Raw genomic sequence first — 16,287 nt, 5'->3', positions numbered from 1 at the left:
CATGGACCGGACGCTCGGCGGCGAGCAGGCGGCCGCTCCGGCGGCGTTCCGGCCGCCGGGCCGGCTCGCGCGGCCGCTGGTGTGGCTGCTGTCCACCTCGACGGACCTGGTGGTGCGCCTCGCGGGCGGCGATCCGAAGGCGCTGCGCGAGGAGCTGACCGCGGAGCGCATGCGCGCCCTCGTGGCGGAGAACACGCAGATCGCCGCGGACGAGCGGGCGCTGATCGAGGAGGTGTTCGCGGCGGGGGAGCGGCCCCTGCGGGAGGTGCTGGTGCCCCGCACCGAGGTGGTGTTCCTGGACGCGGCCATGCCGCTGGCGGCCGCGGCGCGGGCCGCGGCGGGCAGCCCGCACTCCCGGTTCCCGGTGTGCCGCGGCTCCCACGACGAGGTGATCGGGTTCGTCCACATCCGGGACCTGCTCGTCCCCGAGGAGCGGGACGGGGCCGCGCCCGTGGGGTCGCTGGTGCGGCCGGTGAAGTTCCTGCCGTCCTCGCAGCGGGTCCTGCCGGTGCTGTCGGAGATGCGGCGGGAGGGCTGCCACCTGGCGATCGTGATGGACGAGTACGGCGGCGTCGCGGGGATCGTCACCCTCGAGGACCTGATGGAGGAGCTGATCGGGGACATCCGCGACGAATATGATGTGCAGGACGCGCAGGCACGGCGCCTGCACGGCGGCGTGGTCGAGGTCGACGGCCTGCTCAACCTGGACGACTTCGCCGCCGAGACCGGCCTCCGGTTGCCGGACGGGCCGTACGAGACGGTCGCCGGGCACATCATGGCGGTGCTCGGCCGCGTGCCCGCCGAGGGCGACTCGGTCCCGGCCGCGGACCGGGAGCTGCGGGTGGCCCGGATGGAGGGCCGGCGGGTGGCCCGCGTGCGCGTCACGCCGCGGGCGGCGCCCCAGGCGGTACAGCAGGCGGCCCGGCCGGCGGCGCGGTGGTCAGCGCAGCCGGCGGTGCGGCCCGCGGTGCCGGCGACGCCCGTGCCACCGGCCGCGGCCCCGCGGCCGGCCGGCGACGCCGCCACCGGCGGCGGAGCCTCCGACGACACCTGAGAGAATCGGTCCGTGCACATGCCCGAAGCGTCCAGCCCAGTCAGCCCGGCCGCCGCGCCCGCCCCGCGGGTGTTCTCCGGCATCCAGCCCACCGCCGACTCGTTCCACCTCGGCAACTACCTGGGCGCGTTGCGGCAGTGGGTGTCGCTGCAGGACACGCACGAGACGTTCTACTGCGTCGTCGACCTGCACGCGATCACCGTGGAGCACGACCCGGAGCTGCTCCGGCGCCGGACCCGCCTGTCGGTGGCGCAGCTCATCGCGATGGGCGTCGACCCGGACCGGGCGACGCTGTTCGTGCAGAGCCACGTCCCGGAGCACGCCGAGCTGGCGTGGGTGCTCGGCTGCATCACCGGGTTCGGCGAGGCGAGCCGGATGACCCAGTTCAAGGACAAGTCGTCCAAGCAGGGGGCGTCCGGGACGAGCGTCGGGCTGTTCACCTACCCGGTCCTGCAGGCCGCCGACATCCTGCTGTACACACCGGATCCGGGCAGCGCGGTGCTGCGCGTGCCGGTCGGCGAGGACCAGCGGCAGCACCTGGAGCTGACCCGGACGCTCGCGCAGCGGTTCAACCACCGGTTCGGCGAGACGTTCGTGGCCCCGGAGGCGCACATCCCCGAGGGCGCCGCGAAGATCACCGACCTGCAGGAGCCGGACGCGAAGATGAGCAAGTCGGCGTCGTCGCCGCAGGGCATCATCGACGTGCTGGAGGAGCCCGGCCCGATGCGCAAGAAGATCATGCGCGCGGTCACCGACACCGGCACCGAGGTGGTCTACGACGAGGAGAAGAAGGCCGGCGTCACCAACCTGCTGCGGATCTACTCCGCGCTGGACGGCACGTCCGTCCCCGACCTGGAGGCGAAGTACGCGGGGTCCGGCTACGGCCAGTTCAAGAAGGACCTCGCCGAGGTCGTCCTCGGCACCTTCACCCCGATCCGGGAGCGCACCGCCGCGCTGCTGGACGACCCGGCGGAGCTGGACCGGATCCTGGGGAAGGGCGCCGAGCGCGCCGGGGCGGTCGCCGCGCGCACCATGGAGATCGTCCGCGAGCGGGTCGGCTTCGTGGGACGCGGTCGCTGACCGTGGCCGGCGAGGGGGCGCGTCCCGGGCTCGCGGACACCTTCATCGGGGTGCCCGGGGGCCCGGCCGCCGGCGGCGTCCGGATGATCGGGGTCGCGATCCCGATCCCGGAGCCGTACGGGACGGAGCTGCAGCGCACCCGCGCCTCCTACGGCGACCCGCTCGCCACCGCGATCCCGACGCACATCACGCTGATGCCGCCGACCGAGGTCGCCCCGGACGAGATGGGGGCGATCGAGGCGCACCTGCTGGACGTCGCGCATTCCGAGAGGCCGTTCCGCATCCGATTGCGCGGCAGCGGAACGTTCCGACCGGTGTCCCCGGTCGTGTACGTGGCGCTGGCGCAGGGAATCGGCGGCTGCGAGCGCGTCCAGGCGAAGGTCGCGTCGGGGCCGCTCGCCCGGCCGCTGCCGTTCCCGTACCACCCGCACATCACCGTCGCCCACCACCTGCCCGACGACGTGATGGACCGCGCCTACAAGGACATGTCCGCCTACCGCGCCGAGTTCGAGGCGTGGGGCTTCTCGCTGTACGAGCACGGCCTCGACGGCGTATGGCGGCCGCAATGCGATTTCGTGTTCGGCAACGGGAAACGCCACTCAACGTTCAACGGTTGATTACCGTCCGCCGCATCGGCGGCGAAGGGTTGGGTACGTTGCGTACATGCGGCAGGTGATCAGCGGGATTCAGCGGTGGATCGAGGCTCTGCTGGAGGACGGGAAGGCCCTGCTGCGCGCCGCCCGCGACCGCTGGCGCTGGTTCGACCACCTCGCCCGCGCGTTCGAGCGCTACCAGGAGCGCCGCGGCGACCGGCTCGCCGCCGCCCTGACCTGCTACGGGTTCCTGTCGTTCTTCCCGCTGCTGGCGCTGGCGTACTCGCTGCTCGGCTACCTGGTCGGGATCAGCACGCAGGCCCGCGACTACTTCGTCAGGGCCGTCCAGGAGCTGCTGCCGGGGCTCTCGAACCAGCTCCAGGTCGAGCAGATCGCCCAGTCCAAGACGGCGGTCGGCGTCGTCGGCCTGGTCGCGCTGCTGTTCACCGGGCTCGGCTGGGTGCAGGTGCTGCGCGAGTCGCTGCGCGACATCTGGGGCAACCCGCCCACCGGCGGCGGCAACTACTTCCTCAAGCGGCTGTGGGACCTGGCCGTGCTCGCGTTCCTCGGCGTGATCCTCATCTGCGGGATGGCGGTGTCGACGGTCACCTCGTCGGCGACCCACACCGTCCTCGGCTGGTTCTCACTGGAGGACGTTCCGGGCGCCGGCACCGGGCTGCGGCTGCTGTCGCTGGCCTGCGCGGTCGCGTTCGACACGGTGATCTTCCTGGTGCTGTTCACCCGGCTGTCGGGGACGATCGCGCCGTGGCGGCGGATCATCCGCGGCGCGCTGTTCGGCGCGCTCGGCCTGGAACTGCTCAAGCAGGTCGCGACGCTGCTGATCGGCCGGACGACGCAGAACCCCGTGTACGCCTCGTTCGCCGTGCTGGTCGGGCTGATGGTGTGGATCAACATCGTCTCCCGGTTCACGCTGTTCGTCGCCGCGTGGACCGCGACCCGCCGCGTCGTGCTGAGGGCCGACGCCGAGGACCCGGAGAACCTCGCCGACCAGGAGATCGGCGAACTGGAGAAGCGCCGCGAACCGGACGGGCACCGGGAGCCGGAACGGGACGGCGCCACGGACGCCCGGGCGTTCTGAACGGCTCTAACGGGCCCCGTCGCTGTAGGAGCCGTCCTCGTAGGAACCATCGTCGTAGGAGTCGTAGGGGCCGTCGTTGTAGGGCCCCGCGTAGTCCCCGGTGTGCCCGCCGTTCCCCCCGTTACCGCCGTTTCCGGCGGGCCCGTTGCCCCTGGCGGGGCGGACGTTCCCGCCCGGTCCCACGTTGCCGCCGAGACCGGTGTTCCCGGCGGGGCTCGGGACGGGGTGGCGGCGACGGCGGCGGTACACCGCGAGCAGCACGCCGATCGCGAGCAGCGCCCCGACCGTCCCGCCGCCGATCTCGTAGACGAGCGCGGACGAGCCGCCCGACGAGTCCAGCGAGGTGCCGGGGAGCACGCCGCCCGACTCGCCGTCGGCGTGCTTCTTCGCCTGGGCGTTGCCCGGCGCCGCCAGCGTGCCGACCGGCTGCACCTTGCCGCGCGCGGCGAAGCCCCAGTCCAGCAGCTTGGCGGCGGCCTGGAACGGCGAGCTCTCGCCGTGCATCACCGAGACGATGATCGTGTGCCCGTCGCGGCGCGCCTCGGCGACATAGGTCTGCTGGGCGTGCACGGTGTAGCCGTTCTTGCCGCCGAGCATGCCCCGGTAGCCGTACTTCTGGCCCGGCAGCAGCTTGTTGTGCGTGTAGATCGGATAGCCGCCGACCTTCTTGTGCTTCTTCTTCTCCTTCTTGGTCAGCGGCGCAGGGAACTGGAACTGGGTGGCCTGCACGTACGTCCGGAACTGCGGGCTCTTCATCGCCTCCCGCAGGAACAGCACCAGGTCGTAGGCCGACGTGTGCTGGGTGCGGAGGTTGAGGCCGTAGTCGACGTCGAGGCCGTTCGGCGACGCGGCGAGCGTGTCGTCGGCGTGCAGGTACTTCGCCTCGGTGTTCATGTCGGCGATGGTCTTCCTCATGCCGCCGTTGGCCTCGGCGAGCGTGACCGCCGCGTCGTTCGCCGACATCATCATCAGCGCGTGGAACAGGTCGGAGACCTTGTACCGCATCGACGGCGTCAGCCCGACCTTGGTGCCCTCGACGTCGCACGCCTTCTGCGAGGGGCGGACGAGCCGGTTCGGGTCGAGCTTGGTGACGAGGGTCGCCGACGTCAGCGTCTTCAGCGTGCTGGCCGGCAGGTACTGCCCGTGCGGGTCCTTGCCCGCGAGCACCTCGCCGGTGTCGGCGTCGGCGACGAGGTAGGACGAGAACTGCAGCTTCGGCAGCGCGGGGACGCCGGGCGCCTTGTTCAGCACGATGCCGCGGCTCGCCAGCTGAGGCCCGCCGACCGGGTCGCGCTGCGGCGCCGCCGCCGGGCTCGCGGCCGCCGGGGCCGCCAGCAGGCAGACCGCGCTCAGCGGCACGATCATCGGTACGGTCATCCTCGGCACGGCGCGCCGGACCCCGGTCCGCCCCTGTCGTCCTGCTCGCAAGCTTCCGACGCTCCTCAGTCCCGCAGCGGCCGTTCCGCCCCGCACGCCCATGGCTCCCCCGAAGACTAGGCGACACATCCGGCGAAGGGGTACCCGACCGTGAAGACGGCAAGCGAGGTACTGATGAGGCGGATGGTGCGTTAGACGATTTTTGTGGCGCTTATGACTACTCACGGTATGTAAGCGGACGCTAGGCTCGGTCACCGTCCGTCGTCACAGGTATTTTGGGACGGGCGGACTAGTTCGATCGAGTGGTGTCGGGTAGATGATCAATGACCGAAAAGTAGGGGACGCCCGGGCCCGCAGGCCGCCCGTACGGGTCAATTGACCCGCGAAGGGCAGGGAGTCCGGCATGGTGGCGGGCGCGGGCGCCATGATGGTGTGAACACGTGACCTGGACCCGGCGTTTGTCCAGGCTTAGGGACCCGCTGGCTGAATTGCGCCACGTGCCACGCAACGACCTGCAAGGATTGTGGACGGAGGTTGGCCGTGGCCATTGAGTTCAACGCATCGAGGGGCACGACGCTCGGCGTCGAGTGGGAGATCCAGCTCGTCGATGCGGAGACCAGGCACCTGCGGCAGGACGCGCGCCAGGTGCTCGCCGCGCTGCCGTCGCTCAGCGAGGGCGGCGAGATCTCCAAGGTCCGGCACGAGCTCATGGAATCCACCGTCGAGGTCGTGACCGGGATCTCGCACACCGTCGGCGAGGCCAAGAACGACCTCGCGGCCACGCTCGGCGAGCTGCGCGCCGCCGCCGCCGACCGCGGCATCGCGCTGGCCTGCACCGGCACCCACCCGATCAGCGACTGGCGCGACGCGATCATGGCCCCGACCCAGCGCTACGCCGACCTGGTCGAGCAGATGCAGTGGCTGGCCCGGCGCATCCAGACCTTCGGCGTGCACGTCCATGTGGGCGTCTCCGACGGCGCCAAGGCGATCCCGATCGTGAACGCGCTGTCGTCCTACCTCCCGCACTTCCTGGCGCTCACCGCGTCCAGCCCGTTCTGGAGCGGCGCGGACACCGGGCTGGCGTCCTGCCGGGCGGTCGTCTTCGGTCAGCTGCCGACGGCCGGTCCTCCCCACTTGCTGGACGACTGGGCGGCCTTCGAGGATTACATGGACACCCTGCTTCGCGCCGGAACCATCCGGAGCATCAAGGAGGTGTGGTGGGACATCCGCCCCCACCCGGACTTCGGCACCGTCGAGATCCGGATGTTCGACGGGATCCCCACCCTGCGCGAGGTCGGCATGGCGGCGGCCTTGTGCCAGAGCCTGGTCACGCTGTTCGAGCAGCAACTCGACCGCGGCTACACGCTGCCGCGGCCGGCCGCGTGGGTGGTCCGCGACAACAAGTGGCGGGCGACCCGCTACGGGCTCGACGCCATCGTCATCACCGACGACGGCGGCGGCACCGCGCCGCTCCGCGACGACCTGTACGAGCTGATCCGCGAGCTGGAACCGGTCGCCGACCGGCTCGGCTGCGCGGAGGAGCTCAAGGTCGCCGGCGAGGTCCTGGAGAACGGGGCCCCGTACGAGCGGCAGCGCGCGATCCGGGCGGCGGGCGGATCGCTGGAGAACATCGTCGACGCGGCGGTCACCGAACTCGCCGAGGACCGGTTCGTCGCGCTGGGGGAGGTCGTCCATGCCGGGGCATGAGCGGCCGGCCCGCCCGGACGGGGGTCCCGAGAGAACCGCGACGGGCGCTTCGGGAGAGAACACGGGGGGCACCGGCGCGTCCGGTGCCCGCGACGACAGCGGTGACGCCGGCACCACGGGCGGCACCGGCGGCACAGGAGAGAACACCCGCGCGGCCGGCAGCGGCGGCGCCGAGAAGAACTCCGGGCGGAGGCCGACCGGCCCCGCCCTCGCGCAGGGGGCGCACATGACACAACCGGGACCCGGGGTGATGCCCGGCCTTGAACCACCGACCGCCCCGGGACCGCACGGCCCCGCGGGCAGCGAGCGCCCGGCGGCCCTGCGGCCGCAGCTCGAGGTGTTCCTCGCCCGGCACGAGGAGGAGCTCGTCGCGTTCCGGCGCGACCTGCACATGCACCCGGAGCTGGGCTACAACGAGCACCGCACCACCGCCCGGATCGCCGAGCGGCTGCGCCTCGCCGGGCTCGAACCGCTGATCCTGCCGAAGGGCACCGGGCTGTTCTGCGACATCGGCCCGGGCGACGGCCCGACCATCGCGCTGCGCGCCGACATCGACGCGCTGCCGCTGCAGGACGAGAAGGAGGACGCCCCGTACCGGTCGACGGCGCCGGGCGTCGCGCACGCCTGCGGGCACGACGTGCACACCACGATGGTGCTGGGCGCCGGGCTGTTCCTCGCGCAGCAGGCCGAGGCGGGGCTGCTGCCCGGCCGGGTCCGGCTGCTGTTCCAGCCGGCCGAGGAGACCCCCGGCGGGGCACTGGACGTGATGGCCGCCGGCGGCATCACGGGCGTCGACCGCGCGTTCGCGCTGCACTGCGACCCGCGCATCGAGGTCGGTGAGCTGGGCCTGCGCTCCGGGCCCATCACCGCGGCCTGCGACAAGGTGTACGTGAAGGTGACCGGGCCCGGCGGGCACACCGCCCGGCCGCACCTCACCGCCGACCTGGTGTACGCGCTCGCCAAGATCGTCACCGAGCTGCCGGCGGCGCTGTCCCGGCGGGTCGACCCGCGCTCCAGCCTGTCGCTGGTGTGGGGGCGGGTGTCGGCCGGGTCCGTCGCCAACGCGATCCCCGACGACGGCATCGCCGAGGGCACCGTCCGCTGCCTGGACGACGAGGCGTGGCACCGCGCGCCGGAGATGATGAAGGCGCTTTTGCAGTCCGTCGCCGCCGCCTACGACGTGGAGGCGTCGCTGGAGTACGTCCGGGGCGTCCCGCCGACCGTGAACGAGGCGGCGAGCGTGCAGATGTTCCGGGACGCGGCCGCGCAGGTCCTCGAGCCGGAGGGCGTCGTGCCGACGCCGCAGAGCCTCGGCGGCGAGGACTTCGGCTGGTACCTGGAGTCGATCCCGGGCGCCCTCGCCCGGCTCGGCGTCCGCACCCCCGGCTCGCCCGGCGAGTACGACCTGCACCGCGGCGACTTCGACGTCGACGAGCGGTGCATCCCGGTCGGGGTGCGGGTGCTGGCGGCGACGGCGCTGACCGCCCTGTGGGACGGCGCCCGCCCGGCCGACCCGGAGACCGTCGAGGGCGCCACCCTCGCCTGACGCCTGACGCCTGACGCCTGACGCCTGACGCCTGACGCCTGACGCCTGACGCCTGACGCCTGACGCCTGACGCCTGACGCCCGGCGGGTGATGTCCCAGTTGTCCGGAGTCCGGCCCGGCGTCCGATGCCTGACGCCGGGCCTCCGGCGCCCCGCCGCGGCGCGTCCGCGGCGGGGCGCCGGCCGCCGGACCGTCCGCCAGGACCGTCACGGGGAGCGATCATCCACACGCTGACCTGTGCCGATATGCGTACGCATTGGTAACGGACCTGTTGCGAAACGGTGCAAGGCGGCAGCTATCCACCAAACGCGAGGTAGCGTCCCAACGATTTCGGTGGCCGAGCGGCCGCCGATCCCGTATGGGGAACGGAAGGAGCGCTACCTTGCGCCGTGGACTGAAGATCACTCTCGTCACCGTGACGGGTGCGGCGCTGACGCTGGGCGGCGCTTCCGCATGCGGTGGCAAGAAGGCCGGCGGCGACAGCGACGGCGGCGACGGCAAGAAGACCCTCAAGGTCGGCCTGGCGTTCGACATCGGCGGCCGCGGCGACCAGTCGTTCAACGACTCGGCGGCGGCCGGCCTCACGAAGGCCGAGAAGGACCTGCACGTCACCACCAAGGAGATCTCCGCGCAGCCGGACGAGCCCGACTCCGACAAGGAGTCCCGCCTGCGGCTGCTCGCCAGCACCGGCTACAACCCCGTCATCGGCGTCGGGTTCTCCTACACCGCGTCGCTGCTGAAGGTCGCCAAGGCCTTCCCGAACACCAAGTTCTTCGTCGTGGACGCCGACGGCTGCAAGGTCGAGGGCGCCAACGTCGCCGGCTCCTGCTTCTCCGAGGAGCAGGGCTCGTTCCTGGTCGGCGCCGCCGCGGCGCTGAAGTCCAAGACCGGGAAGATCGGCTTCATCGGCGGCGTCGACGTCCCGCTGATCCAGAAGTTCTTCGCCGGCTACCAGGCGGGCGCGAAGAAGGCCAAGCCCGGCATCACGGTGCTGCCGCCCAAGTACCTGACCGAGCCGCCGAACTTCAACGGCTTCAAGGACACCGGGCTCGGCAACGAGGCCGCCAAGGGCCAGCTCGACAAGGGCGCGGACGTCATCTACCACGCCGCGGGCGGCGCCGGCATCGGCGTCATCAAGACCGTCGGCGCGGCCGGCAAGTGGGCCATCGGCGTCGACTCCGACCAGTACAACCAGCCCGCCGTCGCCGACGTGAAGACGCACATCCTCACCTCGATGGTCAAGCACGTCGACCTGTCGGTGTTCAACTTCGTCGAGTCGGTCGCGAACAACCAGTTCAAGGCCGGCACGGTGCAGTACAACCTGCAGAACGACGGGGTCGGCTACGCCGCCTCCGGCGGCAACGTCGACGACATCAAGGCCCAGCTGGAGGACCTGAAGTCGCAGATCGTCGCCGGCAAGATCACCGTCCCGACGAAGCCGTAGTGGGCACAGGGCGGGCCGCCGCGGCATCCGCCGGGCCGGCCCGCCCGGCCGTCTCCCGGCCGGGCGCGCGTGCCCGGGCCGTGCGTCGCCGACGCGACGCCGCCCGGCACGCGCGCCCTGGCCGCGTATCCCGAGGCAGGAGGAGGGGCACTCGTGCCTGACCAGGTGCCGGCCGTGCGGCTGACATCGATCACCAAGCGGTTCCCCGGCGTCGTCGCCAACCGCGACATCAACCTGAGCATCGAGCCCGGCGAGGTGCACGCGCTCTGCGGCGAGAACGGCGCGGGCAAGTCCACGCTGATGAAGATCCTGTACGGGATGCAGCGGCCGGACGAGGGCACCATCGAGATCGACGGGGAGGCGGTGTCGTTCCGCACCCCCGCCGACGCGATCGCCCGCGGCATCGGCATGGTCCACCAGCACTTCAAGCTGGCCGACAACCTGACCGTGCTGGAGAACGTCATCCTCGGCGCCGAGCCGCGCGCCAAGGGCCTGCTGCGCGGCCGCATCGACTTCGACGCCGCCCGCGCCCGCATCCGCGAGATGTCGAAGGCGTACGGGCTGCGCGTCGACCCCGACGTCCTCGTCGAGACGCTCGGCGTCGGCGAGCGGCAGCGCGTCGAGATCCTCAAGGTGCTGTACCGGGGCGCCCGCGTGCTGATCCTCGACGAGCCCACCGCCGTGCTCGTCCCGCAGGAGGTCGAGGAGCTGTTCGGCAACCTGCGCGGGCTGCGCGCAGAGGGCCTCACCGTCCTGTTCATCTCCCACAAGCTGGACGAGGTGCTGTCGGTCGCCGACACCATCTCGGTGATCCGGCGCGGCACCACGGTCGCGACGCGGCTCGACCCGTCCGGGGTCACCTCGCGGCGGCTGGCCGAGCTGATGGTCGGCTCGCAGCTTCCCACCCCGGAGCTGCGCGACTCGACCGTCACCGAGGACGTCCAGCTGGAGGTCGGCGGGCTCACGGTCCTCACCCCCGAGGGCCGTCCCGTCGTCGACGACGTCTCGCTGCGCATCCGGCGCGGCGAGATCGTCGGGCTGGCCGGCGTCGAGGGCAACGGGCAGAGCGAGCTGATCGAAGCGATCATGGGCCTGCGGTCCGCGGACGCCGGGACGATCGTCTACGGCGGCGAGGAGATCGAGCACTGGTCGACGCGGCGGCGCCGCGAGGCCGGCATCGCCTACATCCCCGAGGACCGGCACCGGCACGGGCTCGTGCTGGAGGCCACCCTGTGGGAGAACCGGGTGCTCGGGCACCAGACGCAGCGCCCCAACGTCCGCGGCCCCTGGGTGGACCGGCGCGGCGCCCGCCGCGACACGACCCGGATCGTCCGCGAGTACGACGTCCGGACGCCCGGGATCGACGTGCCCGCCGCCGCCCTGTCGGGCGGCAACCAGCAGAAGCTGATCGTCGGGCGGGAGATGTCCGGCGAGCCGCGGCTGCTGATCGCCGCGCATCCGACCCGCGGCATCGACGTCGGCGCCCAGGCCGCCATCTGGGACTACCTGCGCCAGGCCCGCGCCGACGGGCTCGCCGTGCTGCTGATCAGCGCCGATCTTGAGGAACTCATCGGAATGTCCGACACCCTGCACGTGATCCTGCGGGGCCGGCTGGTCGCGGAGGTCGATCCGCGGACGGTCACCCCGGAGGAGCTCGGCTCCGCCATGACCGGCGCCGGGGACCCGTCATGACCGGCCCGAACGACACCCCGGACCCGGACGGCACCCCCACCCCGCCCGACCCCGCCGCGGCGCCCAAGCCTGACGCCGCGTCCGAATCCGGCGCAGGATCCAAGCCCGCCGAGGCCTCCAAGTCGGCTGCAGCGCCCAAGCGTGATGCTGCGTCCGGATCCGACGCAGAATCCGAGTCCGACGCGGCCTCCGAGTCGGACGCGGCGCCCGCGTCCGGCCCTGCGGCCGAGTCCGGCGCGGCGGCCGAGCAGGACGCGGAGTCCCAGCGCGATGCCGCTTCCGGGGCCGATGCGGCTTCCGAGGCCGGTGCGGTGGCCGGGCGGGTGGAGGTTCCCCGGCCGGCCGAGCCCGATCCTTCGGAGGGCGGACGTCCTGCGAAGGCGGGGCCGGAGCCGGTGCCGGCGTGGAAGGCGATCCTGCGCGGGCTCGGCCCGACCGGGCTCGGCCTGAAGATCGGCGCGCCGATCCTCGCGCTGCTGATCTCGCTCGGCATCACGATGATCCTGCTGCGGCTGACCGGCGCCGACCCCGTCAGCGCCGTGCAGAGCATGGTCGACTACGGCACGCAGCAGCACTCCATCGTCGACATCATCAACCGCGCCACCCGGTACTACCTGTCGGCGGTCGCGGTCGCGATCGGCTTCCGGATGGCGCTGCTGAACATCGGCGTGGACGGCCAGTACCGGCTGGCGGCGTTCCTCGCCGCCGCGCTGGGCGGCGCGGTCTCGCTGCCCGCGCCGTTCGGGCAGCTCCTGGTGATCGTCGCGGCGGTGCTGGTCGGAGGGCTGTGGGCGGCGATCGCGGGCGTGCTGAAGGTGACCCGCGGGGTCAGCGAGGTGCTGTCCACGATCATGCTGAACGCGATCGCCACCGGCGTCATCGCCTACCTGCTGAACGACAAGCGGCTCGCCGAGCCCCGGCCGAACAGCAACGACGTCGCGACCGCGACCATCCCGCACTCGGGACGGGTCGGGCCGCTGAACGGCTTCCTGTCGGCGATCGGCATCGACCTGCCCGGCGCGGTGTACGGGCTGCTGCCGCTGGCGATCGTGGTCGGCGTCGTGTTCTGGGTGGTCATCAACTACACCCGGTTCGGGTTCGACCTGAAGATCTCCGGGCTGTCCCCGTCCGCCGCGCAGGCCAGCGGTGTCAGCGCCAGGCGGATGATCGTGATCACGATGGTGGCGTCCGGTGCGGTGGCCGGGCTGATCGGCATCCCGGGGCTGCTCGGCGAGTCCTACGACTACTCGCTGAACTTCCCGGCGGGCCTCGGCTTCACCGGCATCACCGTCGCGCTGCTCGGCCGCAACCATCCGGCGGGGATCGCGCTCGCGGCACTGCTGTTCGCCTTCCTCGACCAGACCTCCGACATCCTCCAGGAGGTCGAGGTCCCGAAGGAGATCGTCGGGGTGATGCAGGGCGTGGTCGTGCTGACCGTCGTCATCGTCTACGAGCTCGTCCGGCGCTGGGAGATCCGGTTGCAGCAGCGGTCCGTCGCCGCGGAGCTCGCCACCGGCCGTGACCTGGCCCGCGAGGCCGCTGGGAGCACCTCATGACCGCGACCGAGACCGTCGCGCCGGCGAAGGCCGGGACCGGCAAGTTCCGGCTGCGCTGGCCGCACTACCTGCTGATCGCGGCGGGGATGCTGGTGCTGCTGTCGCTCGTCCGGGTGATCGACGGAGCCGACGACGTCACCTCCAGCGGCACCGTCAGCGCCGCGCTGCGGCTGGCCGTGCCGATCTTCCTCGCCGGGCTCGGCGGGCTGTGGGCGGAACGCTCCGGCGTGATCAACATCGGGCTCGAGGGCATGATGATCCTCGGGACCTGGACCGGCGCGTGGGCGGGCTACCAGTGGGGTCCCTGGATCGGGGTGCTGTTCGGCATCCTCGGCGGCGCCCTCGGCGGGCTGCTGCACGCCGTCGCTACCGTCACGTTCGGCGTCGACCACATCGTGTCCGGTGTCGCGATCAACATCCTCGGGCTCGGCCTCACCCAGTTCCTGGCCGGGCTGATCTTCAACGTCGGGCACGCGAAGGACCTCGGCGGCGGGCCCCGGCAGTCGCCGCCGATCGACCCGATCAAGACGCTGACGCTGCCGGTGCTGTCCGGCGGCAAGATCGGCGGCTGGGAGAGCCCCGACTGGCTCGGCTCGCTGGAGAGCCACCACTGGTTCCTGGTGTCGGACATCGCGGGCATCCTTCGCGGGGTGACGAACGGGCTGTCACTGCTCACCGTCGTCTGCCTGCTGCTGATCCCGCTCACTTTCCTGGTCCTGTGGAAAACTCCGTTCGGGCTGCGGATCCGGTCCTGCGGCGAGGACCCGTACGCGGCCGAGTCCCTCGGCGTGCACGTGTACCGGATGAAGTACGCGGCCGTCATCATCTCGGGCGGGTTCTCCGGCCTCGCCGGCGCGTTCCTCGTCACCGTCGCCGCGACCCTCTACCAGGACGGGCAGACCGGCGGGCGCGGCTACATCGGCCTCGCCTCGATGATCTTCGGGAACTGGCGTCCGGGCGGGCTCGCCGCCGGGTCGCTGCTGTTCGGCTACACCGACGCGATGAACGTGCGGGGCGGCGGCCAGTCCGTGCACGCGCTGCTGCTGTTCGTCACGATCCTGCTCGTCGGGGTCGCCGTGTGGCAGGGCGTGCGCGCCAACCGGCTGCGCTCGCAGGTGGTGACGGACCTCGGGCGGCGCGAGGTCCGCGGCGCCTACGTCGGCGCGGTGCTGTCGCTGGTCGCGGCGGCGGCGCTGCTCGTCTGGTTCCTGCTGAGCGACGCCGTCCCCGGTGAGCTCGTGTCGTTCAGCCCGCACCTGACGACGCTGCTCGTCCTCGCGCTCGCCAGCCAGCGGCTGCGGATGCCCGCCGCCGACGGCCTGCGGTACCGGCGCGGCGAGGCCCGCTGACCCGGCACCGTCCTGAGAGATCATGGGTGCATGACCGATATCGACTGGCCTGCCCTGCGCACCGCAGCGCGGGAGGCGATGGAGCGCGCGTACGCGCCCTACTCCGGTTTCCCGGTGGGGGCGGCGGCGCTGGTGGACGACGGGCGCGTCATCTCCGGCTGCAACGTCGAGAACGCCTCGTACGGGGTGGGCCTGTGCGCCGAATGCTCCCTGGTCTCGGCGCTGTTCGGGCCCGGCGAGACGGGGTCGCCGCGGCTCGTCGCGGTGGCGGTCGTCGACCGGCACGGCGACCCGCTGATGCCCTGCGGGCGCTGCCGCCAGCTCCTGTGGGAGCACGGCGGCGCCCCGATGCTGCTGGAGACCGTCCGCGGCATCCTGCCCATGTCGGAGGTCCTGCCGGACGCCTTCGGGCCCGACGACCTGATCTCCCGGGCCTGACGCCCCGCCCCCTCACCCGTGGGGTCGGACCCAGGTCCGACCCCAGGGTCTCCGTTCCGAACCGAGAGGACACCGTGGACGCCATCGACGTCATCCGCAGCAAGCGCGACGGCGGGACGCTCACCGCCGACCAGATCGACTGGGCGGTGGACGCCTACACGCGCGGCGAGATCGCCGAGGAGCAGATGGCGTCGCTGGCGATGGCGATCCTGCTCAACGGCATGACGCGGGCCGAGGTCGCCCGCTGGACCGAGGCGATGATCAGGTCCGGCGAGCGGATGGACTGGTCCGCCCTGGACCGCCCGACCACCGACAAGCACTCCACCGGCGGCGTCGGAGACAAGATCACGCTGCCGCTGGCGCCGGTGGTCGCGGCGTGCGGCGCGGCCGTCCCGCAGCTGTCCGGGCGGGGCCTCGGCCACACCGGCGGCACGCTGGACAAGCTGGAGTCGATCCCCGGCTGGCGCGCTTCGCTCTCGAACGCCGAGATGCTGGACGTGCTGCGCTCCACCGGCGCGGTGATCTGCGCCGCCGGCAGCGGGCTCGCCCCCGCGGACCGCAAGCTGTACGCGCTGCGGGACGTCACCGGGACCGTCGAGTCGATCCCGCTGATCGCGTCCTCGATCATGTCCAAGAAGATCGCCGAGGGGACGGGCGCGCTGGTCCTGGACGTCAAGGTCGGTTCCGGCGCGTTCATGAAGACGCCGGAGACGGCCCGCGAGCTCGCCGAGACGATGGTCGCGATCGGCACCGATCACGGGCTGCGGACGGTCGCCCTGCTCACCGCCATGGACCGTCCGCTCGGCAACGCGGTCGGCAATGCCGTCGAGGTGGCGGAGTCGGTCGAGGTGCTGGCCGGGGGCGGGCCGTCCGACGTGGTGGAGCTGACGCTCACGCTGGCGCGGGAGATGCTGGCCGCCGCCGGCGTCTCCGGGAAGGACCCGGCGGACGCGCTGAAGGACGGGTCCGCCATGGACGTCTGGCGCCGGATGATCAGTGCTCAGGGTGGCGATCCGGACGCGGCGCTGCCGTCCGCGCGGGAGAACCACGTCGTCGCGGCGCCGTCGTCCGGCGTGCTGACTCGTCTGGACGCCTACGGCGTCGGCGTCGCCGCGTGGCGTCTCGGCGCAGGGCGCGCGCGCAAGGAGGACCCGGTGTCGTTCGCGGCCGGGGTCACGTGCCACGCCAAGCCGGGCGACCGCGTCACGGCCGGGCAGCCGCTGCTGACCCTGCACGCCGACGACGAGTCCCGGTTCGCGCGCGCTCTGGAATCGCTCGACGGCGCGTTCTCGATCGAGGAGAACGGTACGCCGGACCTTCACCCCCTCATCCTCGACCGCGTCTCCTGAGCG

13 protein-coding genes are annotated in these 16,287 nt (G+C 72.3%); 12 read left to right on the top strand and 1 reads right to left on the bottom strand.

The window, feature by feature from the left end; all coding sequences use genetic code 11:
• Position 1 precedes the first annotated feature (1 nt).
• The 4 genes from J4557_RS20835 to J4557_RS20820 are packed head-to-tail and all read left to right on the top strand — an operon-like array spanning position 2 to position 3,826.
• Positions 2–1,054: a hemolysin family protein gene (locus J4557_RS20835; protein WP_208268402.1), complete on the top strand. Its 1,053-nt coding sequence runs from the start codon at positions 2–4 to the stop codon at positions 1,052–1,054.
• Positions 1,055–1,072: 18 nt separating this feature from the next.
• On the top strand, positions 1,073–2,134 hold the full coding sequence (gene trpS, locus J4557_RS20830) for a tryptophan--tRNA ligase (protein ID WP_208268593.1): 1,062 nt from the start codon (positions 1,073–1,075) through the stop codon (positions 2,132–2,134).
• A gap of 2 nt (positions 2,135–2,136) precedes the next feature.
• A complete protein-coding gene (locus tag J4557_RS20825) occupies positions 2,137–2,751 on the top strand; it encodes a 2'-5' RNA ligase family protein (RefSeq protein ID WP_307800106.1) in 615 nt (204 codons plus the stop codon).
• 46 nt (positions 2,752–2,797) lie between these two features.
• Positions 2,798–3,826, top strand: a complete 1,029-nt coding sequence (locus tag J4557_RS20820; protein WP_208268401.1) for a YihY/virulence factor BrkB family protein — start codon at positions 2,798–2,800, stop codon at positions 3,824–3,826.
• A 6-nt stretch (positions 3,827–3,832) separates the two neighbouring features.
• On the opposite strand, the gene J4557_RS20815 is transcribed toward J4557_RS20820, so the two are convergent.
• Positions 3,833–5,191: a D-alanyl-D-alanine carboxypeptidase family protein gene (locus J4557_RS20815; protein WP_243776127.1), complete on the bottom strand. Its 1,359-nt coding sequence runs from the start codon at positions 5,189–5,191 to the stop codon at positions 3,833–3,835.
• A 552-nt stretch (positions 5,192–5,743) separates the two neighbouring features.
• Between J4557_RS20815 and J4557_RS20810 the strand changes: the two genes are divergently transcribed.
• The 8 genes from J4557_RS20810 to J4557_RS20775 all read left to right on the top strand — a co-directional run bounded on the left by J4557_RS20810 (position 5,744) and on the right by J4557_RS20775 (position 16,284).
• On the top strand, positions 5,744–6,910 hold the full coding sequence (locus J4557_RS20810) for a glutamate--cysteine ligase (protein ID WP_208268399.1): 1,167 nt from the start codon (positions 5,744–5,746) through the stop codon (positions 6,908–6,910).
• A 226-nt stretch (positions 6,911–7,136) separates the two neighbouring features.
• Positions 7,137–8,456: an amidohydrolase gene (locus J4557_RS20805; protein WP_208268398.1), complete on the top strand. Its 1,320-nt coding sequence runs from the start codon at positions 7,137–7,139 to the stop codon at positions 8,454–8,456.
• A 382-nt stretch (positions 8,457–8,838) separates the two neighbouring features.
• Entirely contained in the window at positions 8,839–9,900 is a 1,062-nt protein-coding gene (locus J4557_RS20800; protein ID WP_243776125.1) for a BMP family lipoprotein, read from the top strand.
• 153 nt (positions 9,901–10,053) lie between these two features.
• The gene (locus J4557_RS20795; protein WP_372442507.1) at positions 10,054–11,592 is read left to right on the top strand and encodes an ABC transporter ATP-binding protein; all 1,539 of its coding nucleotides are present in this window, start codon (positions 10,054–10,056) and stop codon (positions 11,590–11,592) included.
• Positions 11,589–13,148 carry an ABC transporter permease subunit gene (locus tag J4557_RS20790; RefSeq protein ID WP_243776124.1) on the top strand — a complete coding sequence of 520 codons (1,560 nt, stop codon included), beginning with the start codon at positions 11,589–11,591 and terminating at the stop codon, positions 13,146–13,148. The genes J4557_RS20795 and J4557_RS20790 overlap by 4 nt, the downstream gene beginning before the upstream one ends.
• On the top strand, positions 13,145–14,497 hold the full coding sequence (locus tag J4557_RS20785; protein WP_208268397.1) for an ABC transporter permease: 1,353 nt from the start codon (positions 13,145–13,147) through the stop codon (positions 14,495–14,497). The genes J4557_RS20790 and J4557_RS20785 overlap by 4 nt, the downstream gene beginning before the upstream one ends.
• 30 nt (positions 14,498–14,527) lie before the next feature.
• Positions 14,528–14,935, top strand: coding sequence for a cytidine deaminase (locus J4557_RS20780; RefSeq protein ID WP_208268396.1), 408 nt, complete (start codon positions 14,528–14,530; stop codon positions 14,933–14,935).
• Between the two features lie 74 nt (positions 14,936–15,009).
• Positions 15,010–16,284, top strand: a complete 1,275-nt coding sequence (locus J4557_RS20775; RefSeq protein ID WP_208268395.1) for a thymidine phosphorylase — start codon at positions 15,010–15,012, stop codon at positions 16,282–16,284.
• The last annotated feature ends 3 nt before the right edge of the window (positions 16,285–16,287 follow it).

Origin of the sequence: Actinomadura nitritigenes, assembly GCF_017573545.1 — a bacterium.
Lineage (GTDB): Bacteria > Actinomycetota > Actinomycetes > Streptosporangiales > Streptosporangiaceae > Spirillospora > Spirillospora nitritigenes.
Note: the sequence above shows the minus strand (reverse complement) of the source record. Positions and strands in the feature narration are given on the sequence as shown.